General features: G+C 64.8%; 11 protein-coding genes and 3 tRNA genes. 7 read left to right on the top strand and 7 right to left on the bottom strand.

The genetic code is table 11. The annotated features are described in order from the left end of the window. The first annotated feature begins 34 nt into the window (after positions 1-34). Both C8C99_RS05495 and C8C99_RS05490 read left to right on the top strand, forming a co-directional pair. Entirely contained in the window at positions 35-442 is a 408-nt protein-coding gene (locus C8C99_RS05495) for an EF-hand domain-containing protein (protein ID WP_233247165.1), read from the top strand. Between the two features lie 229 nt (positions 443-671). Next, positions 672-2,060, top strand: a complete 1,389-nt coding sequence (locus C8C99_RS05490) for a TAXI family TRAP transporter solute-binding subunit (protein ID WP_108625182.1) — start codon at positions 672-674, stop codon at positions 2,058-2,060. Positions 2,061-2,154: 94 nt separating this feature from the next. Here C8C99_RS05490 and C8C99_RS05485 read toward each other — a convergent pair whose 3' ends face one another. Together C8C99_RS05485 and ettA are read right to left on the bottom strand one after the other, a co-directional pair. Continuing rightward, entirely contained in the window at positions 2,155-4,665 is a 2,511-nt protein-coding gene (locus tag C8C99_RS05485; RefSeq protein WP_108625181.1) for a DUF1631 family protein, read from the bottom strand. A 59-nt stretch (positions 4,666-4,724) separates the two neighbouring features. Continuing rightward, positions 4,725-6,386: an energy-dependent translational throttle protein EttA gene (gene ettA, locus C8C99_RS05480; protein WP_108625180.1), complete on the bottom strand. Its 1,662-nt coding sequence runs from the start codon at positions 6,384-6,386 to the stop codon at positions 4,725-4,727. Between the two features lie 299 nt (positions 6,387-6,685). Between ettA and C8C99_RS05475 the strand changes: the two genes are divergently transcribed. From C8C99_RS05475 to C8C99_RS05460, 4 genes are all read left to right on the top strand, one after another. Then, positions 6,686-8,497: a DEAD/DEAH box helicase gene (locus C8C99_RS05475; protein WP_108625179.1), complete on the top strand. Its 1,812-nt coding sequence runs from the start codon at positions 6,686-6,688 to the stop codon at positions 8,495-8,497. Further along, positions 8,409-9,113 carry a nucleoside-diphosphate sugar epimerase gene (locus C8C99_RS05470; RefSeq protein ID WP_108625178.1) on the top strand — a complete coding sequence of 235 codons (705 nt, stop codon included), beginning with the start codon at positions 8,409-8,411 and terminating at the stop codon, positions 9,111-9,113. The genes C8C99_RS05475 and C8C99_RS05470 overlap by 89 nt, the downstream gene beginning before the upstream one ends. A gap of 46 nt (positions 9,114-9,159) precedes the next feature. Next, a complete protein-coding gene (locus C8C99_RS05465; RefSeq protein ID WP_233247164.1) occupies positions 9,160-10,254 on the top strand; it encodes an endonuclease/exonuclease/phosphatase family protein in 1,095 nt (364 codons plus the stop codon). 131 nt (positions 10,255-10,385) lie between these two features. Further along, a complete protein-coding gene (locus C8C99_RS05460; RefSeq protein WP_108625177.1) occupies positions 10,386-12,257 on the top strand; it encodes a M14 family metallocarboxypeptidase in 1,872 nt (623 codons plus the stop codon). 192 nt (positions 12,258-12,449) lie between these two features. Here the strand turns inward: C8C99_RS05460 and ybaL are convergent, their stop codons facing one another. After that, positions 12,450-14,189 (bottom strand): YbaL family putative K(+) efflux transporter, encoded by a 1,740-nt coding sequence (gene ybaL / locus C8C99_RS05455; RefSeq protein ID WP_108625176.1) that lies wholly within the window; start codon positions 14,187-14,189, stop codon positions 12,450-12,452. 191 nt (positions 14,190-14,380) lie between these two features. Between ybaL and C8C99_RS05450 the strand changes: the two genes are divergently transcribed. After that, positions 14,381-14,457: transfer RNA gene (locus tag C8C99_RS05450), tRNA-Arg, on the top strand. 517 nt (positions 14,458-14,974) lie between these two features. Here C8C99_RS05450 and C8C99_RS05440 read toward each other — a convergent pair. From C8C99_RS05440 to C8C99_RS05425, 4 genes are all read right to left on the bottom strand, one after another. Continuing rightward, a tRNA-His gene (locus C8C99_RS05440) sits at positions 14,975-15,050 on the bottom strand. A gap of 49 nt (positions 15,051-15,099) precedes the next feature. After that, a complete protein-coding gene (locus C8C99_RS05435; RefSeq protein WP_108625175.1) occupies positions 15,100-17,028 on the bottom strand; it encodes a SurA N-terminal domain-containing protein in 1,929 nt (642 codons plus the stop codon). A gap of 60 nt (positions 17,029-17,088) precedes the next feature. Continuing rightward, positions 17,089-17,164, bottom strand: a tRNA-Val gene (locus C8C99_RS05430). 15 nt (positions 17,165-17,179) lie between these two features. Next, positions 17,180-17,452 (bottom strand): HU family DNA-binding protein, encoded by a 273-nt coding sequence (locus C8C99_RS05425; protein WP_008906675.1) that lies wholly within the window; start codon positions 17,450-17,452, stop codon positions 17,180-17,182. Between the last annotated feature and the right edge of the window lie 106 nt (positions 17,453-17,558).

Here is a 17,558-nt window from a genome sequence, read left to right as displayed (position 1 = left end):
GGCGACACCCACCGCCACCGCGGCCGATACCCCCGTGTCGTCACCTACCACGCCACCCCGCCCTGCCAAAGCCCACCAACCGGTGGCCTCAACCCTCACCCACCGGCTGCAGGCCATCTGCGCGGCGGCCGACCTCAATCACGACGGCAACGTGTCGCTGGACGAGTTTCACCAGGACATCGTGCAGGGCTGGCACAGCCTGGGGCCCGATGCAGAGGGCTACGTCCATCTCTCCTACCTCAGCCAGTTGCCGCGAATCGGTAAAGGCCAGCTGAGGCGGCTGGCCGCAGCCGACAAGGACGGTGACGGAAAGCTGTCGTTTACAGAGGTGGTGCAGGCGCGCATGGCCTACTTCGAGGCGGCGGATGTGGACCAGAACGATATGCTCTCACGGCAGGAATGCATGGCCTACGAGCGCCAGCGCAAGCGCATGCCGCAGTAGACACCCTGGTTGGTCGGCGGCTCCCGTCGTCCCGTTATCCAAGGCCGGGGCGATTACCAATGCGTGATGCCAAGCGCGGGTGCGCGTCGCCGCAGTGCCTGCCTGGATAATCCACCGGCAATCGCTGATTGCGCGATAGGGCGCCGAAACCACCCGTTTGCGCTGTCGCCCCATCCTGGCATGCCGCCGCCCGCTTTCGCCCTGTTTTCTCTCCGTTCGTCCATCCCCCATGCCCCAGGCCTTTCGCAACACCTTTCTCACCCTGCGCGATCTGATTGTGTCGGCGGGCCCCCTCGCCTTCCTGGCGGTCGGGCTGCTGGTGCTGGCCTATTGGTGGCTCAACCCCAATCCGCCCAAGACCGTGACCTTGGCCACCGGCCCCGCACAAAGTGCCTATGAGGAGTTTGGCAAGCGGTACCAGAAGGCACTGGCCGTCGATGGGATCGACGTGGTGTTGCTGCCCAGCGAGGGCTCGTCGCACAACCTGCAGCTGCTGCGCGACGGCCAGGCTGATGTGGCCTTTGTGCAGGGTGGTACGGCTGAATTGCAGCCCGATGACCCGGACAACCTCGTATCGCTGGGCAGCCTGTTTGTGGAGCCGCTGTGGCTGTTTTACCGCACCGACGCGGCAGAGCGCATGCACAACGCACCCCGGCTCGATAGCCTGCGGCAGCTGCGCGGCTGGCGGGTCAATGTCGGGTCGGAGGGCAGCGGCGTGCCCACGCTGATGGAGCGCCTGCTGCAGGCCAACAAGGTGGAGCCCGGTACGGTCAAGCTGTCTCGCCTGGAACAGACGCCCGCAACGGTAGAGTTTTTGGCGGGCCGGCTCGACGCCCTGGTGTTTGCGTCTGCGCCCGAATCGCTGATGGTGCAGATGCTGCTGCAGACACCCGGCGTGCAACTGCTGGATTTTGCGCAGCACGAGGCCTACGCGCGGCGGTTTCCATTCCTCACGCCCGTGACGCTGCCGCGCGGCGTGGTGGACCTTGCGGCCAACGTGCCCCAGCGCGATGTCCGGCTCGTGGCCACCACCACATCCCTGCTGGCGCGCGACGGCACGCACCCCGCCCTGCTCACCCTGTTTGCCCAGAACGCCCAAAAGCTGCACAGCGGCGCCGGCTGGTTCAACCGGGCGCGGGAGTTCCCCAACACGCGGGGCAGCGAGCTGCCGATTGCCAAGGAGGGCGACCGCGCCATGAACGAGCCGGTGCCCATACTGCAGCGCTATCTGCCCTTCTGGCTGGCCAACCTGATCGAGCGCATGTGGCTGGTGCTGGGTATCTTGCTGGCGATCATGCTGCCCCTGTCGCGCATTGTGCCGCCGCTCTACCAGTTCCGGGTGCGGTCACGGGTGTTCCGCTGGTATGGCCGCCTGCGCGAGATCGAAAACGACCTGGAGATGGGCAAAAGCGACCCTGCAACCCTGCTGCGCACCCTGGATGGCCTGGAAGCCCAGGCCGAAAAAGTGAGCGTGCCTCTGTCGTACGCCGATGAACTGTATGCGCTGCGCAACCACATCCATCTGGTGCGCAAGAAGCTGTTGCGCGCGTCAGAGGCCAGCGGCAGCACTGCCCATCCAGGTGCCACGGGCGGGGATTTGCCGGGTACAGAGGCATAGAGCCCAGGCACCACCCCGCAGCGGGCAGTGCACAAAGCCGATGGAACGGCCTGCGCCGTGCGGCGCGGGCAGCCGCCAGTGGAGATCCTGGCGCTCAGCGATTTTTAGAGGACTTGGAACCCGAAGACGGGGCCAGGGACGCTGATTTGGACAGCGGTGCGGACCTGGAAAGTGGTGCTGCCCTGGAGCTGGAGCCCGACCGCCCATCGGACGACCGGCGATCTGCGGCACCCGCTTCTGCCGAACCCGAGGCGCGAGCCACTGGCTTGGCGGGCCGGGGGGGCAAGGCAGGCACCACGCGCAGCGAGCCTTCAGCCGCCAGCTTGTCGCGCATGCGGCGGGTCATGGACTGGGTGCTGGCGTCGGGCGCAGTGAACAAAAACAGGGTGCGGTGCGGGCTGGCCCAGGTGAGCTGGGTACGCACTACCCGGCCGTTGGTCACCAGTTCCACCCACGCCCCGATGACAAAGTCGGCGTAGGGATCGGGAGCATCCAGCGGTGCCTGGGCACTGTCCTGCGGTGCGGACACCGATGCCTCGGACGATTCAGACAGCTCTGGCGCAGCCGTCACCGCTTCAGACTCTGCCGTGGGGGGTGCTGCGGACTTTTCAAAAGCCGCCTGGTGCAATGCCACCAGCCGCTGCAAGAACGCACTGGTCTGCAAGGGAGGGTAATTGATGGTCTTGAGGCCCTTGCGCAGCTTGGCCAGCAAGCCGGGGATGGCCTCGTTGAGCCGGTCGGTCTCCTGGCGCGTGAGGTCGGGCTGTGCAGTCCACAGCAGCACCGGGACCAGCGCCAGGTACCCGCTCGGGTCATCGTCCTGGCTGTCATCGCTGCGCATCACATGCGCCAGCGCGACCACGTCGGCCCAGGGGCCCGCTGCAAAATCCAGCACATCCGTGGGTACCCGCTCCACATCGGGCAGCTTGCGGATATCGGCAGCAACTTTCTCTGCCAGCAGCTCCCGCTGCTCGGCCTGCAGTTTCGCTTTCTGCTCGGCCTCCTGCTGGGCCTTGACTCTTTGCTCCTGGGTATCCCAGGCGGACTGCAGCGCCTTGAGCACGGTGTCAAAGGGCCCCGCGTCCTTGACTTCGTGGGCCGACAGATGGCCCACGGCCTCGGTCACCAGCCGCATGAAACCACTGAAGCCGGGCTCTGTCTCGGCGGTGAAAGCCAGGCTGCGCTGTGTCAGCTCGTCAAGCAGGCGGCGTGCTGGGTGATTGCTGTCGGTAAAAAACCGGCCGTCGTGGTGCACCAGCTGCTTGAGCGCGGGCTCCAGGCTCTTGACGGCCTGCTGCACGGGGGCCAGCAAACGGGCGTCCTGTGCGATGTTGGCCATCATGCGCCCCACCACCTCCACCGCCATGGCAGTGGACTGGGTTGCGGCCTCCATGGGCATGGTCGCATAAACCACCGGCGACACGCCAGGCCTGCGCCAACCCGCCAGCGGCACGGGCAACGAACCCGAATGGCTGACCGCGCCGCCACCGGCCAGACGCCCCACCAAGCGCTCCAGCTGGGCCATGTCTTCCGCGGCCTCCGCCGCCGCGCCCGAGGGGTAGTAGCCCCCCGCCAGCGACGATTGGGCGCTGGCTGCGCCCGCGCGGGGGTCCACGGGCATAACCACTGCCTGGGCGGGCACCGCCCCATAGACCTGGGGTGCAAACGGATCACCGCCCGCCAGCATCTGGCGCAGGATGCCCACGGTGAGCAATGCCTCTTCGGCGGCATCCAGGGAGCCTATGGCACCTTGCTGGGACTCACCGCTCCAGCCCGTGCCGGGGCCCATGCCGCGCCCGTAGCCCGTGTTGCCGTAGTCGCCCATGGGCGCGTTCATCGACGGGCCATACCCGGAATAACCGCCGCCATAACCCGTGCCCGGGCCACCATAGCCGGACCCACCGTAACCCGTGCCAGGCCCTCCTGCACCACGCGAGGCCCCCGAAGGGCTGCCCGCCACCGCGTAGCCCACAGGCTGCACACCATGATCGCGCAAGCTCTGGGAAGTCTTTTTGTATTCTTCAGCCAGCAGTTTGCCCATCAGGTCGCGCATGTGCTGCATCCACAGCTGGCGGACTTCGGCCGAGACGCCGGTCTCACCCACCACCTGCTGCAGCGCACGGATGTAGCTCTCGGGTCGCAGGGGGTTGCGCTCGGGTTGCACGCTGCGCAAGCCTTGCGCAGCGCTCACCAGCGTGTTGAGTTCTGCCAGCACGGCGTCGGTGGCGTGCAGGGCCGATTGCTGCGCCTTGGACAGCTCCACTTGGGCCTGCATTTCGCTTTCGTCCATGAGCGAAAGCTCGCCAAAATCCATGCCGGTATCGTCGGCCGAGCTGCGGCCCTTGGTCGCCGCGGGGCCTTCGGCAAAGATCTCGAGCAGGGCCATGGGGTAGCCCTTGATCAGCGCCGCCTCGTGCTCCTTGAGCAGGTGCAGCGCGTCGCTCAGCACATTGCGCTGCTGAACATTGCGGCTACTCGACTCCTCGCTGGTCAAGGCGGTCTGGGTGACCTTGACCAGCTGCCCCATCAGGGCCTCGCCCCCGCGAACGGCGTTGACAACGCAGGCGCGAAAAACAACTCTCAGACGCGATGCGGGCAGGGACATGGTGGGGAGGAGAAATCGGGCAAGAGGTTTCCAGATGCAATCCTACTTGACCTCGGCTCTTATTTGAGGGCCTTGAAACGCATCCGCTTGGGCTTTGCACCTTCTTCACCCAGGCGCTTCTTCTTGTCGGCTTCGTACTCTTGGTAATTGCCGTCAAAGAACGTCCATTGGCTGTCACCCTCGGCGGCCAGGATGTGTGTGGCGATCCGGTCCAGGAACCAGCGATCGTGGCTGATTACCAACACTGTGCCCGCATATTCGAGCAAAGCGTCTTCCAGTGCACGCAGGGTTTCCACGTCCAGGTCGTTCGAGGGCTCGTCCAGCAGCAATACGTTGCCGCCAGCGATCAGCGTCTTGGCCAGGTGCAGGCGACCGCGCTCACCACCCGACAGCATGCCCACCTTCTTTTGCTGGTCGCCGCCATTGAAGTTGAAGCGCCCGGCGTAGGCCCGGCTGGCCATGGTGAACTTGCCGATGTTGATCATGTCCAGGCCACCGGAGATGTCTTCCCACACGGTCTTGTCGTCCGACAGGGCATCGCGGTGCTGGTCCACAAAAGCCATCTTCACGGTCGAGCCAATCACGACTTCACCGCTGTCAGGCTGCTCGCGGCCCGCGATGAGCTTGAACAGCGTCGATTTACCAGCCCCGTTCGGGCCGATGATGCCGACGATGGCGCCTGCCGGGATGGTCATGGACAGGTTGTCGATCAGCACGCGATCGCCAAATGACTTGGTGACATTGTGGAACTCGATGACCTGGGTGCCCAGGCGGTCGGCCACAGGAATGAAGATTTCCTGCGTCTCGTTGCGCTTTTGGTATTCGTAGTCGCTCAGTTCCTCGAAGCGGGCGATACGCGCCTTGCTCTTGGCCTGGCGGCCCTTGGCGTTCTGGCGCACCCACTCCAGTTCCTTCTTCAGGGCCTTGGCGCGGGCTTCCTCGCCCTTGTTTTCGGACTCCAGGCGGGCCTGCTTCTGGTCCAGCCAGGTGCTGTAGTTGCCCTTGTAGGGGTGACCGTAGCCCCGGTCCAGTTCCAGGATCCACTCGGCCGCGTTGTCCAGGAAATAGCGATCGTGGGTGATGGCCACCACGGTGCCAGGAAAGCGGTGCAGGAACTGCTCCAGCCAGTCCACGGACTCGGCGTCCAAGTGGTTGGTGGGTTCGTCGAGCAGCAGCATGTCGGGCTTGGACAGCAGCAGGCGGCACAGCGCAATGCGGCGCTTTTCGCCACCCGACAGCAGGCCAACCTTGGCATCCCACGGGGGCAGGCGCAGCGCGTCGGCAGCGATTTCGAGCTGGTGTTCGGAGTCAGTGCCAGCGGTGGCGATGATGGCTTCCAGGCGCGCCTGCTCTGCAGCAAGGGCGTCAAAGTCGGCATCGGGCTCGGCGTAGGCGGCGTACACCTCTTCGAGCTTGGCCTTGGCGGCAAACACCTCGCCCATGGCCTCTTCCACGCTTTCGCGCACCGTGTGCTCGTTGTTGAGCTGTGGCTCCTGCGGCAGGTAGCCGATCTTGATGCCCGGCATCGGGATGGCTTCGCCCTCGATCTCCTTGTCCACGCCCGCCATGATCTTCAGCAGCGTGGATTTGCCCGAGCCGTTCAGACCCAGCACGCCAATCTTGGCGCCCGGGAAGAAGCTCAGGGAGATGTCCTTCAAGATCTGCCGCTTGGGCGGCACGGTCTTGGAGACGCGATTCATCGAATAAACGTATTGGGCCATGGAGGGTTCTAGCTTGCGATGGTGGGCAGGAAATCTGCATCAGAGCGGGTTCAGCGGGTCATTTTGTGCGATCCCAAAAGACGCTGAACGCGCTCTCAAACCCTGGATTATCGGTCCATGCGACAATACCCTTCGTTGTGGGCTCCAGTTGCCCGCCACATCAGCACACTGCTGGGGACGAAGGAAGCCACGCTTCCGGGCTCCCAATCCTGAACCTCATCAGCCTGAGACTGGCTCAGCAACCTCCCGGTTGCACGACAGGCGGATACCCAGCGCCCCGGACGGGCGCATCCAACGACATGACATTTGACGAACTGAACCTGGCTCCTGCCATCCTGAAGGCCGTGCACGAAACGGGCTATGAAACCCCCACGCCCATTCAGGCCCAGGCCATTCCCGCTGTTTTGGAAGGTCACGACCTTCTGGCTGGCGCGCAGACTGGCACCGGCAAGACCGCTGCGTTCACCCTGCCCATGCTGCACCGCCTCTCGCAAGGCACGGCGCCCAAGAACAAGTTTGGCGGCAAAGGCATCCGCGCCCTGGTGCTGACCCCCACCCGCGAACTCGCTGCCCAGGTCGAAGAGTCCGTGCGCGAGTACGGCAAGTACCTCGATATCAACTCCACCGTGGTCTTCGGCGGTGTGGGCATGAACCCGCAGATCGACCGCATCAAGCGCGGCGTGGACATCCTGGTGGCTACCCCTGGCCGCCTGCTGGACCTGCAGCAGCAGGGCTTCCTGGACCTGTCCACCGTGCAGGTGCTGGTGCTGGACGAAGCCGACCGCATGCTGGACATGGGCTTCATCCATGACGTGAAGAAGGTCCTGGCTCTCGTGCCCAAAGACAAGCAAAGCCTGCTGTTCTCGGCCACTTTCAGCGACGAAATCCGCGAGCTGGCCAATACCCTGCTCAAGAACCCCCAAAGCATCCAGGTCACGCCGCGCAACACCACGGTGCAGCGCATCTCGCAGGTGATCCACCCCGTGGGCCGCGGCAAGAAAAAGCAGGTGCTGCTGCACATCATCCAGCAACACAACTGGAGCCAGGTGCTCGTGTTCACGCGCACCAAGTTCGGCGCCAACAATGTGGCCGAATTCCTCACCAAGAATGGCGTGCAGGCCATGGCCCTGCACGGCAACAAGAGCCAGAGCGCCCGCACGCAGGCATTGGCAGGCTTCAAGAGCGGCGAGATTCGCGCCCTGGTGGCCACCGACATCGCTGCGCGCGGCATCGACATTGATGACCTGCCGCACGTCGTCAACTACGAAATCCCCAACGTCTCCGAAGACTACGTGCACCGCATCGGCCGCACGGGCCGCGCAGGCGCCACGGGCGAAGCCGTGAGCCTGGTCTGCATGGACGAGGAAGGCTTCATGATGGACATCGAGCGCTTCACCAAGCAGCAGATTCCGGTGCAAGTCATCGAAGGCTTTGGCCCCGAGCCAGGCGAGAAGGCCGAGCCCATCGCCATGGGTCGCCAGACCATCTGGGGCGGCGCTGGCAAGCCCCCGAGCCGTGACGTGATGCAGGCGGCCGCCAAGGCAGCCCGCAGCGAAATGATGGAACGCATCCGCACCAACAAGGCCGGCCAGGGTGCTGGCAACGGTGGCGGCGAACGCGGTCCCCGCCCAGCCGGTGGTGGCAATGGCGGCGGTGGCCGTGGCGGGCGTGCCGGTGGCGGTGCAGCAACCAGTGGCGGCGGCAATGGCCCGCGTGGTGGCCGTGCCGGTGGCGGTGGCCAGGGCGGCGGCGCACGTGCTGGCGGCCAGGCTCCAGCCCGCGGTCGCTCCGGCGGCGGTGGGTACGAAGGCGGCGGTGGCGGCAATCGCTACGACGACTCGCAACCTCCACGTGCCAACGCCCACCTGGGTACACACTCGGGCCACAGCAATCCCGGCAACCGCCACTCGGGCCACTCGGCGGGTGGTCAGCCTGACCCGATGCGCACCAGCGTAGACAGCATGGGCGGCGGCGGTCGCCGTGGTGGTGGTGGCGGTTATCGCAACTCTGGAGGTGGCGGCTATGGCGGTGGATCAGGCGCGGGTGGCGGTGGTGGCCGGGGCAACGGGTCTCGTGGGCCAGGCGGTCCTCGCGGCTCTTTCAACCGCTGATACGCGCAAGGCGCCCCCGGCCAATGCTGTGGGCGCAGTGGGATCTGCCATCCATGTGCTGTATGCCAAGGGGCGGCGAGCACCCGCATTGAGCCATCCCCGCGTGCAACTGCACGCGGTGGATTTTGCGGCGCTGCCCGCCTTGCCGCCGGTGGATGACGTGTACATCACCCTCGGCACCACCATGGCTGCCGCTGGCAGTCAAAGTGCGTTTCGCGCGGTGGACTACGACGCCGTCATGGCCACCGCCCGCGCGGCGCGCGCTGCTGGCGCCACCCGCTGCGGCGTGGTCACCGCCATGGGCGCCCATGCGCAGTCGCGCATCTTTTACAACCGCGTCAAGGGCGAGGTGGAGCGCGACCTGCAACAGCTGGGTTTTGAGACGCTCGTCATCGCACGCCCGTCCCTGCTGATGGGCGAACGCCGGGCGCTGCAGCAGGCCCACCGGCCCGCAGAGTCCCTGTCGCTCAGGCTCTTTCAGTGGCTCAATCCGATCCTGCCCGCCAACTACCGTGCCCGCCCGGGTGCTGACGTGGCCCGTGCGCTGGTCGATGCCGTACAGTCGGGCCGACCCGGGCTGCAAGTGCTGTCCGGCCAGGCGCTGCAGGCCGGTTGATTCGAGGCTGCAGCCTTCGCGACCTTGCCGATGCTGCCCGCCCTTCATGCGCCCCAACGAACCTTCCCAGCCGCTGGACACCCTGATGGTGGCCACCTGCAATGTGCTCAACCTGGCCAATCCTGGACGTCTGTTCTACGAAAACCAAGACCCTTACAGCCAGACCGAGTTTGAACGCAAGATCACCTGGCTGGGCGAGCGCTTTCGGGCTCTGAACGCGGACGTGCTGGCCGTGCAGGAGGTCTGGGACGATGCCGCTTTCAAAGGGGCGCTGGGTCGCAGCGGCTTGCGCTATGACTTTGTGACTGTGCCGGGTGCTGAAAACGATGGCACCCAGCACGGCGCGCAGGGCACACCCCGGGTAGGGCTGGCCACGCGGCTCAAGGTCGAGGCCATGCAGTCCTTTGCCGACTTTCCCCCAGGATTTCAGGTGGACGTGCCTGGCATTGGCCAGCACACGCGCTTCGAGCGCCCGCCGCTGGTGGCCACGTTGCGGATGAAGCATGGCCAGACCGTCAACGTCCTCACCGCCCACCTCAAATCCAAGCGCCCCAAGTTTCTGCAGGATGCACAGGGCCAGCCCACCGAGGACCGGGATGACCGCAAAGTGGTGGCGCTGGCGTCACTGCGCTCGCTGATCATGCGCGGCGCCGAGGCCATGGCCCTGCGTTGCCTGGTGATCGATCTGCTGCACCGGACCAGCGTGCCACTGGTGGTTCTGGGTGACTTCAACGACACCCCCGACAGCGTCACCACGCAGCTGATCTGCGCCACCACCGACATTGCCTATGACCGGTCTGCCCGCGACGTAGCCCTGTTCAATGCCTACGACCTGCAGGGCGACGCGGCCCTGAAGAAGGACGTGGCCTACTCGCACGTCCACCAGGGCGCGCCCTATGTGCTGGACCAGATCCTTGTCAGCGAAGAGTTTCTGCCGAATGGCCGCAACAGCGTGGGCGACGTGCACCGCGTGGATTACTTCAACGACCACCTGCACGAAGGACGGGACCGCACACGCTCGGACCATGGCTTTGTGCGCGCCCTGCTGCGCCTAAAGCTGCCCAGCCCTTCGCTGCCCCCAGGCCCACCGCCCTCGCCCCCCGATGCCTCCGCGGGCATCCACAGCGCTACTCGGCCTTAGAGCCTTTTGATGGTCTCCCCGGTTTGCAACGGGATGTACGCTGACAGGAATGGGTGGGTGCGCACAGGTAACATCCACGTACAAAGCGCCCCACTCGCCCCGTCCCAGGGGCTCTCCTTGGCAGCCACACCATGACCCAGCACAATTTCCAGCGCAGCGCCGACGCCGCCCTGCTCCCCCGTCACGTACTCAGGATCACGCGCTGTGCTGCCCCGGCTACGCTGGCTGCGCTGTTGCTGACCGCCTGCGGCAGCACCCCGCTGCCCCCTTGGCCATCCAACCCCACAGCCCAGCAGCGCAGCGCCCCCGCGCCGCTGCCGCGCGTACAGCAAGGCACGGTGGTGCCCGCGCCTCTGGGGCAGCAGACGCCGGCGCAGGTACCGCCACCCCGCTCTGCCGTGGTGGCCAGCCCCCTGCCCCCCTCCGCCCCCCTGGTGGTGCGCGACGAAGCGCCCATGGCGCCGCCCTATGGCGATGCAGTGGCCGCACGGTTCCCCAACCCGTCGGTGGTCTACAGCACGCCAGGCCTGGGTGCTGACCGCAGGGCATTCACCACCAATGCCGAGCTGGGCCAATGGCTGCGCGCCCTGACCGACGCCGTGCCCCGTGGCGGCACACGCACGCAGTTGCTGCAAGTCGGCACCTCGCAGCGCGGTGAGCCCATCCAGGGGCTGCTGCTGACCCGTGCCGCTGGCACCGACCCCGCCAGCCTGGACAAGAGCGGGCGCCCCACCGTTGTGCTGATCGGGCAGCAGCATGGCGACGAACCTGCCGGCAGCGAAGCCCTGCTGGTCCTCAGCCGCGAACTGGCCCAGGGCCTGCTTGAGCCGCTGCTGGACCGCATCAACGTGGTGGTGGTGCCCCGCGCTAACCCCGATGGCGCCGAGGTAGCGACCCGCGTCACGGCCAATGGCGTGGACATGAACCGCGACCACCTGTTGCTCAACACCCCCGAGGCCCGTGCCGTGGCGCAGGTCATCAATGACTACCGGCCCATCCTGGTCGTGGACGCCCACGAATACACCGTGGTGGGCCGCTATCTGCAGAAGTTCAACGCCATCCAGCGCTACGACGCGCTGCTGCAATACACCACCACCGCCAACTACCCCGAGTTCCTCACCAAGGCGTCACAGGAGTGGTTTCACCAGCCCATGGTGACCGCCCTCAAGGCCCAGGGCCTGACGAGTGACTGGTACTACACCACCTCGACCAACCTGCAGGACAAGCGCATCTCCATGGGCGGCACCCAGCCCGACACGGGGCGCAACGTCCACGGCCTGAAGAACACGGTCAGCCTGCTGATCGAGACCCGTGGCGTGGGCATTGGCCGCATGCACATCCAGCGCCGCGTGCATGCGCAGGTCACCGCCATCGCCAGCGCCCTGCGCACCACCGCCGAACGCGCCGCCAACCTGGAGCAGGTGCGCTCGTTCGTGGCCCGTGACGTGAGTGCGCTGGCCTGCCGCGACCAGGTGGTCATCGAAGCCGAGGCCACGCCCACCCAGCGCGACCTTGATTTTCTGGACCCCGAGACGGGCGCCGACCGCAGCATCCGCGTGGACTGGAACTCATCGCTGACGCTGCGCAACACCAAGGTACGTGCGCGACCTTGCGGCTACTGGCTGTCGGCGGACGCAGGTGCGGCCGTGGAACGCCTGCGCCAGCTGGGCATCCAGGTCATGCGGGTGGCAGAGCCCGGCTCCGTGCTGGCAGAGAGCTACCGCGAAACCGCGCGCGAAGCTGGCAACCGCCAGGACGTGATCGGCACCATTGCCGGTAGCAGCGACATCGTGCGCGTGCAGGTGTCCACCCTGCGCAGCGCCATCGACGCGCCTGCTGGCAGCTTCTATGTGCCCCTGAACCAGCCGCGTGCCAACCTGGCCGTGGCTGCGCTGGAGCCCGACACGCAGAACAGCTACTTTGCCAACCACCTCATCCAGGAGTTGGGCCAGAGCGCCCGTGTGATGGCGGTGCCATCACTGGTGTTTGAAGAAACGGATTGATCAAGGGCTTGCAGCACACCCCTGCATGACCCAGGGGTTGGGAGTCGCTCCTCCATTGGGCCAGATGGAGACACCCCGCGTGTACGCCACCGAGAACGGGCAACGCACCTGCAACTGCGGGCGCCAGGTCGCTATCAATTAGATAGCTATTCAGGCATATTTTTCTAGCACAAGAGGCAGATTCTCTTCAAATCATGCCGGTCCATGCAGGGGTGCTGGCCGGGTGGCAAGCGCCTGCCGATCCCTTGCGCGCTCCAGCACATGGCGTGACATCGCCTGGGCCAGGGCATCTTCCGCCAGGAACACCTGGGCATGGCTGAACTCCTGCACCAGCCGCTGGGCCTCGTCCTCGTTGTGGCTGCGCACCGCGATGTCGATGCCCGGGTTCAGGGTCTGCGCCGTCTCGATCATCTGGCGCACCTGCAGTGCGTCCGGTGTAGCCACCACCAGCATGGCGGCCCGCGCAATGTGCGCCTGGATCAGCACGGCCGGCTCCACCGCATCACCAAACACGGCCGCCACGCCATCGGCCCGCAAAGCCTCCACCAGCTCTCGGTTCTGCTCCGCCACCACAAACGGAATGTCATTGGCCGCCAGCGTTGCCGCCACGCGCCGCCCTACCCGGCCATACCCCACCAGCACCACCTGCCGCGCGAGGTAGCGCGAATCAGTGCTCGTCGGGAGTTCGGCCAAAGGGTCATCGCGCTGCTCCAACCGCCTGGCCAACGCGGACCGGGCACGCAGCCAGTCTTGCAACGGGGCGATGGCACGGAACAACAACGGGTTGAGCGCCATGGAGAACAGAGCCCCCGCCAACACCAGGCTGGCACCCTCTGGCGGCAGCAGTCCCAAAGAGGAGCCCAGCGCAACCAGAATGAATGAAAACTCACCGATCTGCGCGAGGCTGGCTGACACGGTGAGCGCCGTGTTGAGTGGATACCGGAACGCCAGCACCAGGCCGGCAGCGGCCACCGTCTTGCCCAGCATGATGATGACGACCACCGCCAGCACCTGCAGCGGCCGCTCCCACAAGACCGCAGGGTTGAACAGCATGCCGACCGACACAAAAAACAGCACCGCAAAGGCATCGCGCAAGGGCAGAGACTCGTGCGCCGCACGGTGGCTGAACTCGGACTCGCGCATGACCATGCCTGCAAAGAAGGCCCCCAGCGCAAACGACACACCAAACAGCGCGGCCGATCCAAACGCTATGCCCACCGCCGCGGCCACCACGCACAGCGTGAACAGCTCACGCGATCCGGTGCGTGCCACTTGCCATAGCAGCCAAGGAAACAGCCTGCGCCCCACCAGCAGCATCAGCGCCACAAACCCGCCGACCTGCAGCAGAGTCCACCCCAGCGTGCGCCAGAGCTGCGCAGCATCCAGGTCTGCCCCCGCGCTGCCGCCCAGCCATCCCCCCAGCGGTGGCAGCAGCACCAGTACCAGCACCATGGCCAAGTCCTCCACCACCAGCCAGCCCACCGCAATGCGCCCGGTGTAGCTATCCAGAATGCCCAGGGTCTCCAGCGCACGCAGCAGCACCACCGTGCTGGCCACCGACAGTGCGAGGCCAAACACCAGGGCCCCACCCGCGCCCCAGCCCCACCACGTGGCCAGCGCCATGCCCAGAGATGTCGCCACGATCATCTGGACAACCGCACCCGGCACGGCAATCTTGCGCACCGCCAGCAAGTCGCCCCACGAAAAATGCAGGCCCACGCCAAACATCAGCAGCATCACGCCGATCTCCGCCAGCTGGCTGGCCAGGGCCGCATCCGCGACAAAACCGGGAGTGAACGGTCCAATGGCCACCCCCGCCAGCAGATACCCCACCAGCGCCGGCAGCCGCAGACGGGCCGCCAGAAAACCCAACACCAACGCCAAGCCGAGGGCGGCAGCAATGGTGTGGATCAGCGTGACGCTGTGTGGCATGGGCAAGTGCTCCAGTGAGGCGGCGGGCAACAAAGCGGATGGCCCAGTTATAACCGCATCGCCATACCAGGCCCCGAAATCGAACTACCTGCGCCGCGAGGGGCGATGGCCAGGGCGGGTATGATTGGCGCCCTGCACCATGCAGTTGCGGACACTCCGCAAGCCAGGCAACACAGTTGCCCAACATCAATCTGCCCGTAGCTCAACTGGATAGAGCAATAGCCTTCTAAGCTATAGGTCGGGGGTTCGAGTCCCTCCGGGCAGGCCAGCCGCATGGCAGCAGCTCTCCAATTCCGCGCTCATCCAATCCAGGCCTCTGCCCGCCAGAGTGGAACAGCCTGGCGACGCGCTCACGTTGGACTGATAACGACCTAGGCACCGCGTTGCGCGACCCCTCAACGGTTCGGCTGTGGTACAGCGGCGTAATTCATGGCAATGGCCTGCGTGACGGCGCCGATCAGTGCGGCGTCCCCCGCACTTTGCGGCAATACCTCGCGCACGATCTAGACCGCATACTGCAGTTGCTCTTTGGCCAGGGCCGCAGACATGGCGTTGCCGCGTTTTTCACTGGGCGACGCGTCGCGAATCACAAGGCTCATCAAAAATTCTCCCGAAAGGTAGTGCATGCAGTATGCGCCCTGCGAGCCCCTGGTGCGCAGACGACGGAGCAATGGATAAGAAACAATCCACTGCGGCGCAATACAACCTAGGAGATAGACACAGGCAAAACCACGCGCTGAAAAGCAAAAAGCGCTGCAGCATTTCTGCTGCAGCGCTTTACTGTTTGGGGTGGCTGATGGGGCTCGAACCCACGACAACAGGAATCACAATCCTGGACTCTACCAACTGAGCTACAGCCACCGTAGCTTTGCATTATAGCCCGGTTTTTTACCCCCGGACGTCAAATCGCTTAATTTTCTGCAGTCACCGTCGTCACAGCTTCGGGACGGGGTGCCTTGATCTGCACCTTGAAGCGCTGCTTGAGCAGTTCGTAGTAAGCCAGTCCCTCGGCAGTCGCCAGCCACTGCACGTATTGCTGACGCTCTTGCTGCGCGCGCTGTGCATCAGGGACCTGGCGCGGCACCACGCGGGTGACCTTGACCACAGCATAACCAGCCGCCCCCAGATCCACACCTGTCCAGCCTGGCAGCGCGTCGGTGGGCGCCCGCAGGGCTGCGTCAATCAGCGCGCGTGGCAGGTTCTGGGTTTGCTCGCGCGATACTTCCGTGGCTGCTGCCAGGCCTGTGGCGGACGACGGAGCGGCCTTCCACGCAGCGAGCTTGGCCTCACCTTCCTTGCGGGCGAGTTCGGCAGACTTTTCGGCCACGTACAAGGTGCGGACACGGGTCTTCACTTCGTCATAAGGCAGTGTGAGCGCGGGGGTATAAGTGGTCACACGGCCAGCAGCCATCTGGCTGGGGCCTACTTCCACGGCCTCGGTGTTGCGCTTGTTTTGCAGAGAGTCTGTGGCAAAGAGTGCTTCGAGGAACTTGGCATTGGCCAAAGGCCCCTTGGCGCCTGCAGCGGGAGTTCGCGTCACGCCCTTGGCGGTCTGGATCTTGAGCTTGAGCTTGCCTGCCACGGGCTGCAGGCTATCGGCCTGTTCGTACACCCCGTTGGTGAAAGACTCTGCCACCTCGGCAAACTTGCGCTGTGCCTGCTGCTGCTTGAGTTCTGCCTCCAGGGTGGGACGCAGTTCTTCGAACGTGGGTTGGCGGGGTGTCTTGATGTCGGTGAGCTGGATGATGTGATAGCCGAACTCGGATTCCACCAGGTCACTGATCTCGCCTTTTTTCAGCGCAAAAGCAGCTTCTTCGAATGGCTTGACCATGGCGCCCCGGGCAAAGAAGTTCAGGTCACCGCCCGCCACTGCAGACCCCTTGTCGTCGGAAGATTTCTTGGCCACCTCGGCAAAGCTGCCGGGTGCCTTACGCACCTGGGCCAGCAGTTCGGTGGCGCGGGCCTTGGCCTTTTCACGGTCTGCAGCAGGTGCGTCCTTGGCGGCATTCACAAGGATGTGGCTAGCGCGGCGCTCTTCCTTCGCCATCATGCGGGCCACGTTCTCCTTGTAATAGGTGCGCAGGTCGTCTTCACCCAGGGTGATGGATGCCCGTACGCTGTCCAGGTCCAGCACCACGTATTCGATGGCTGCCTGCTCCAGTTGCTGGAACTGGGCGGGATGCGCCTTGTAGTAAGCCTCGAGGTCTGCCTCCGAGGGAGTGACCTTGCCCGCAAAGTCGGCGGCATTGAAACGGGCGACCTGGATCTCGCGGCGCTCGTACAAAGCATCCAGTGCAAGTTTGACCTGCGCATCAGAACCGAACGCGGTGCTCATCACGCCACCCATCACCTGGTTCACCGAGATGTCGCGGCGCACATTGGCCTCAAACCCTTCGGGCGTGAGGCCTTGTGCGGCGACCAGGGCGCGGTAGGCATCGGCGTCCAGCGTACCGTCGGCTCGCTTGAGTCCGGCAATTGCTGGGATTTCCTGCAGGCTGCGGGCCAGACGGGTATCGCTGGTCACGAGGTGCATCTTCTGCGCAGCGGCCGCCAGCACGCGATCACGCACCAGACGCTCCAGGGTGGCATAGCGGGCACTGGGCGAGTCCAGCAACTTGGGATCGACCGAGGGAGACTGGGCACGAATGCGATCCGTCTCCATGCGATGGGCATTGTCCCAGTCCGTCTGGTTGATGTTGTTGCCATCGACACGTGCCACCACCGGGCTCTTTTCAGAGAAGTAGTTGCGGTCAATGCCCACCAGCACAAACGAAGGAATGATCAGCAAGAACAAGAAGATCATCACGATCTTGGAGTGCTTGCGGATGGATTCAAACATGGTCGATCTTTCAGAAGGCAAAAAACAAAAGGCGAACTTGCGTTCGCCTTTGTTCGGTGATGGTGGGTCCTGACGGTCTCGAACCGCCGACCTACTCCGTGTAAAGGAGCCGCTCTACCAACTGAGCTAAGGACCCCACCTAAACTGATCCTCAGTTCAAGGCATCTTTCAATGCCTTGCCAGGACGGAACTTCGGAACTTTAGCAGCTTTGATTTTAATCGTAGCGCCAGTGCGGGGATTGCGACCGGTGCGGGCAGCACGCTTGCCCACAGCGAAGGTACCGAAACCGACCAGCGACACAGTGCCGCCCTTCTTGAGAGTCTTCTTGACAGCCTCGATCGTGGATTCCAGGGCACGCGCAGCAGCGGCCTTGGAGATGTCGGCGTTGGTAGCGATGTGCTCGATCAATTCGGTTTTGTTCACAAGAAGCCTCTCGGAAAAGAGTTAATGGAATGTCTCGCGGATATCTGGTCTTCACACGCCTGAAAGCACAGCCGTGGGCTGGTGAAAAACAGGCGGGGGAATGACT

This window comes from Acidovorax sp. 107, from assembly GCF_003058055.1.
GTDB lineage: Bacteria > Pseudomonadota > Gammaproteobacteria > Burkholderiales > Burkholderiaceae_C > Acidovorax.
This window is presented reverse-complemented; position numbering and strand designations above follow the sequence as displayed.

Bases quoted from the DNA above. Each gene is read 5' to 3' on its own strand.
- C8C99_RS05465 (WP_233247164.1), top strand. From the start codon at position 9,160: ATGCGCCCCAACGAACCTTCCCAGCCGCTGGACACCCTGATGGTGGCC.
- C8C99_RS05475 (WP_108625179.1), top strand. From the start codon at position 6,686: ATGACATTTGACGAACTGAACCTGGCTCCTGCCATCCTGAAGGCCGTG.
- C8C99_RS05460 (WP_108625177.1), top strand. From the start codon at position 10,386: ATGACCCAGCACAATTTCCAGCGCAGCGCCGACGCCGCCCTGCTCCCC.
- ybaL (WP_108625176.1), bottom strand. From the start codon at position 14,189: ATGCCACACAGCGTCACGCTGATCCACACCATTGCTGCCGCCCTCGGC.
- C8C99_RS05435 (WP_108625175.1), bottom strand. From the start codon at position 17,028: ATGTTTGAATCCATCCGCAAGCACTCCAAGATCGTGATGATCTTCTTG.
- C8C99_RS05485 (WP_108625181.1), bottom strand. From the start codon at position 4,665: ATGTCCCTGCCCGCATCGCGTCTGAGAGTTGTTTTTCGCGCCTGCGTT.
- C8C99_RS05490 (WP_108625182.1), top strand. From the start codon at position 672: ATGCCCCAGGCCTTTCGCAACACCTTTCTCACCCTGCGCGATCTGATT.
- ettA (WP_108625180.1), bottom strand. From the start codon at position 6,386: ATGGCCCAATACGTTTATTCGATGAATCGCGTCTCCAAGACCGTGCCG.
- C8C99_RS05470 (WP_108625178.1), top strand. From the start codon at position 8,409: ATGGCGGTGGATCAGGCGCGGGTGGCGGTGGTGGCCGGGGCAACGGGT.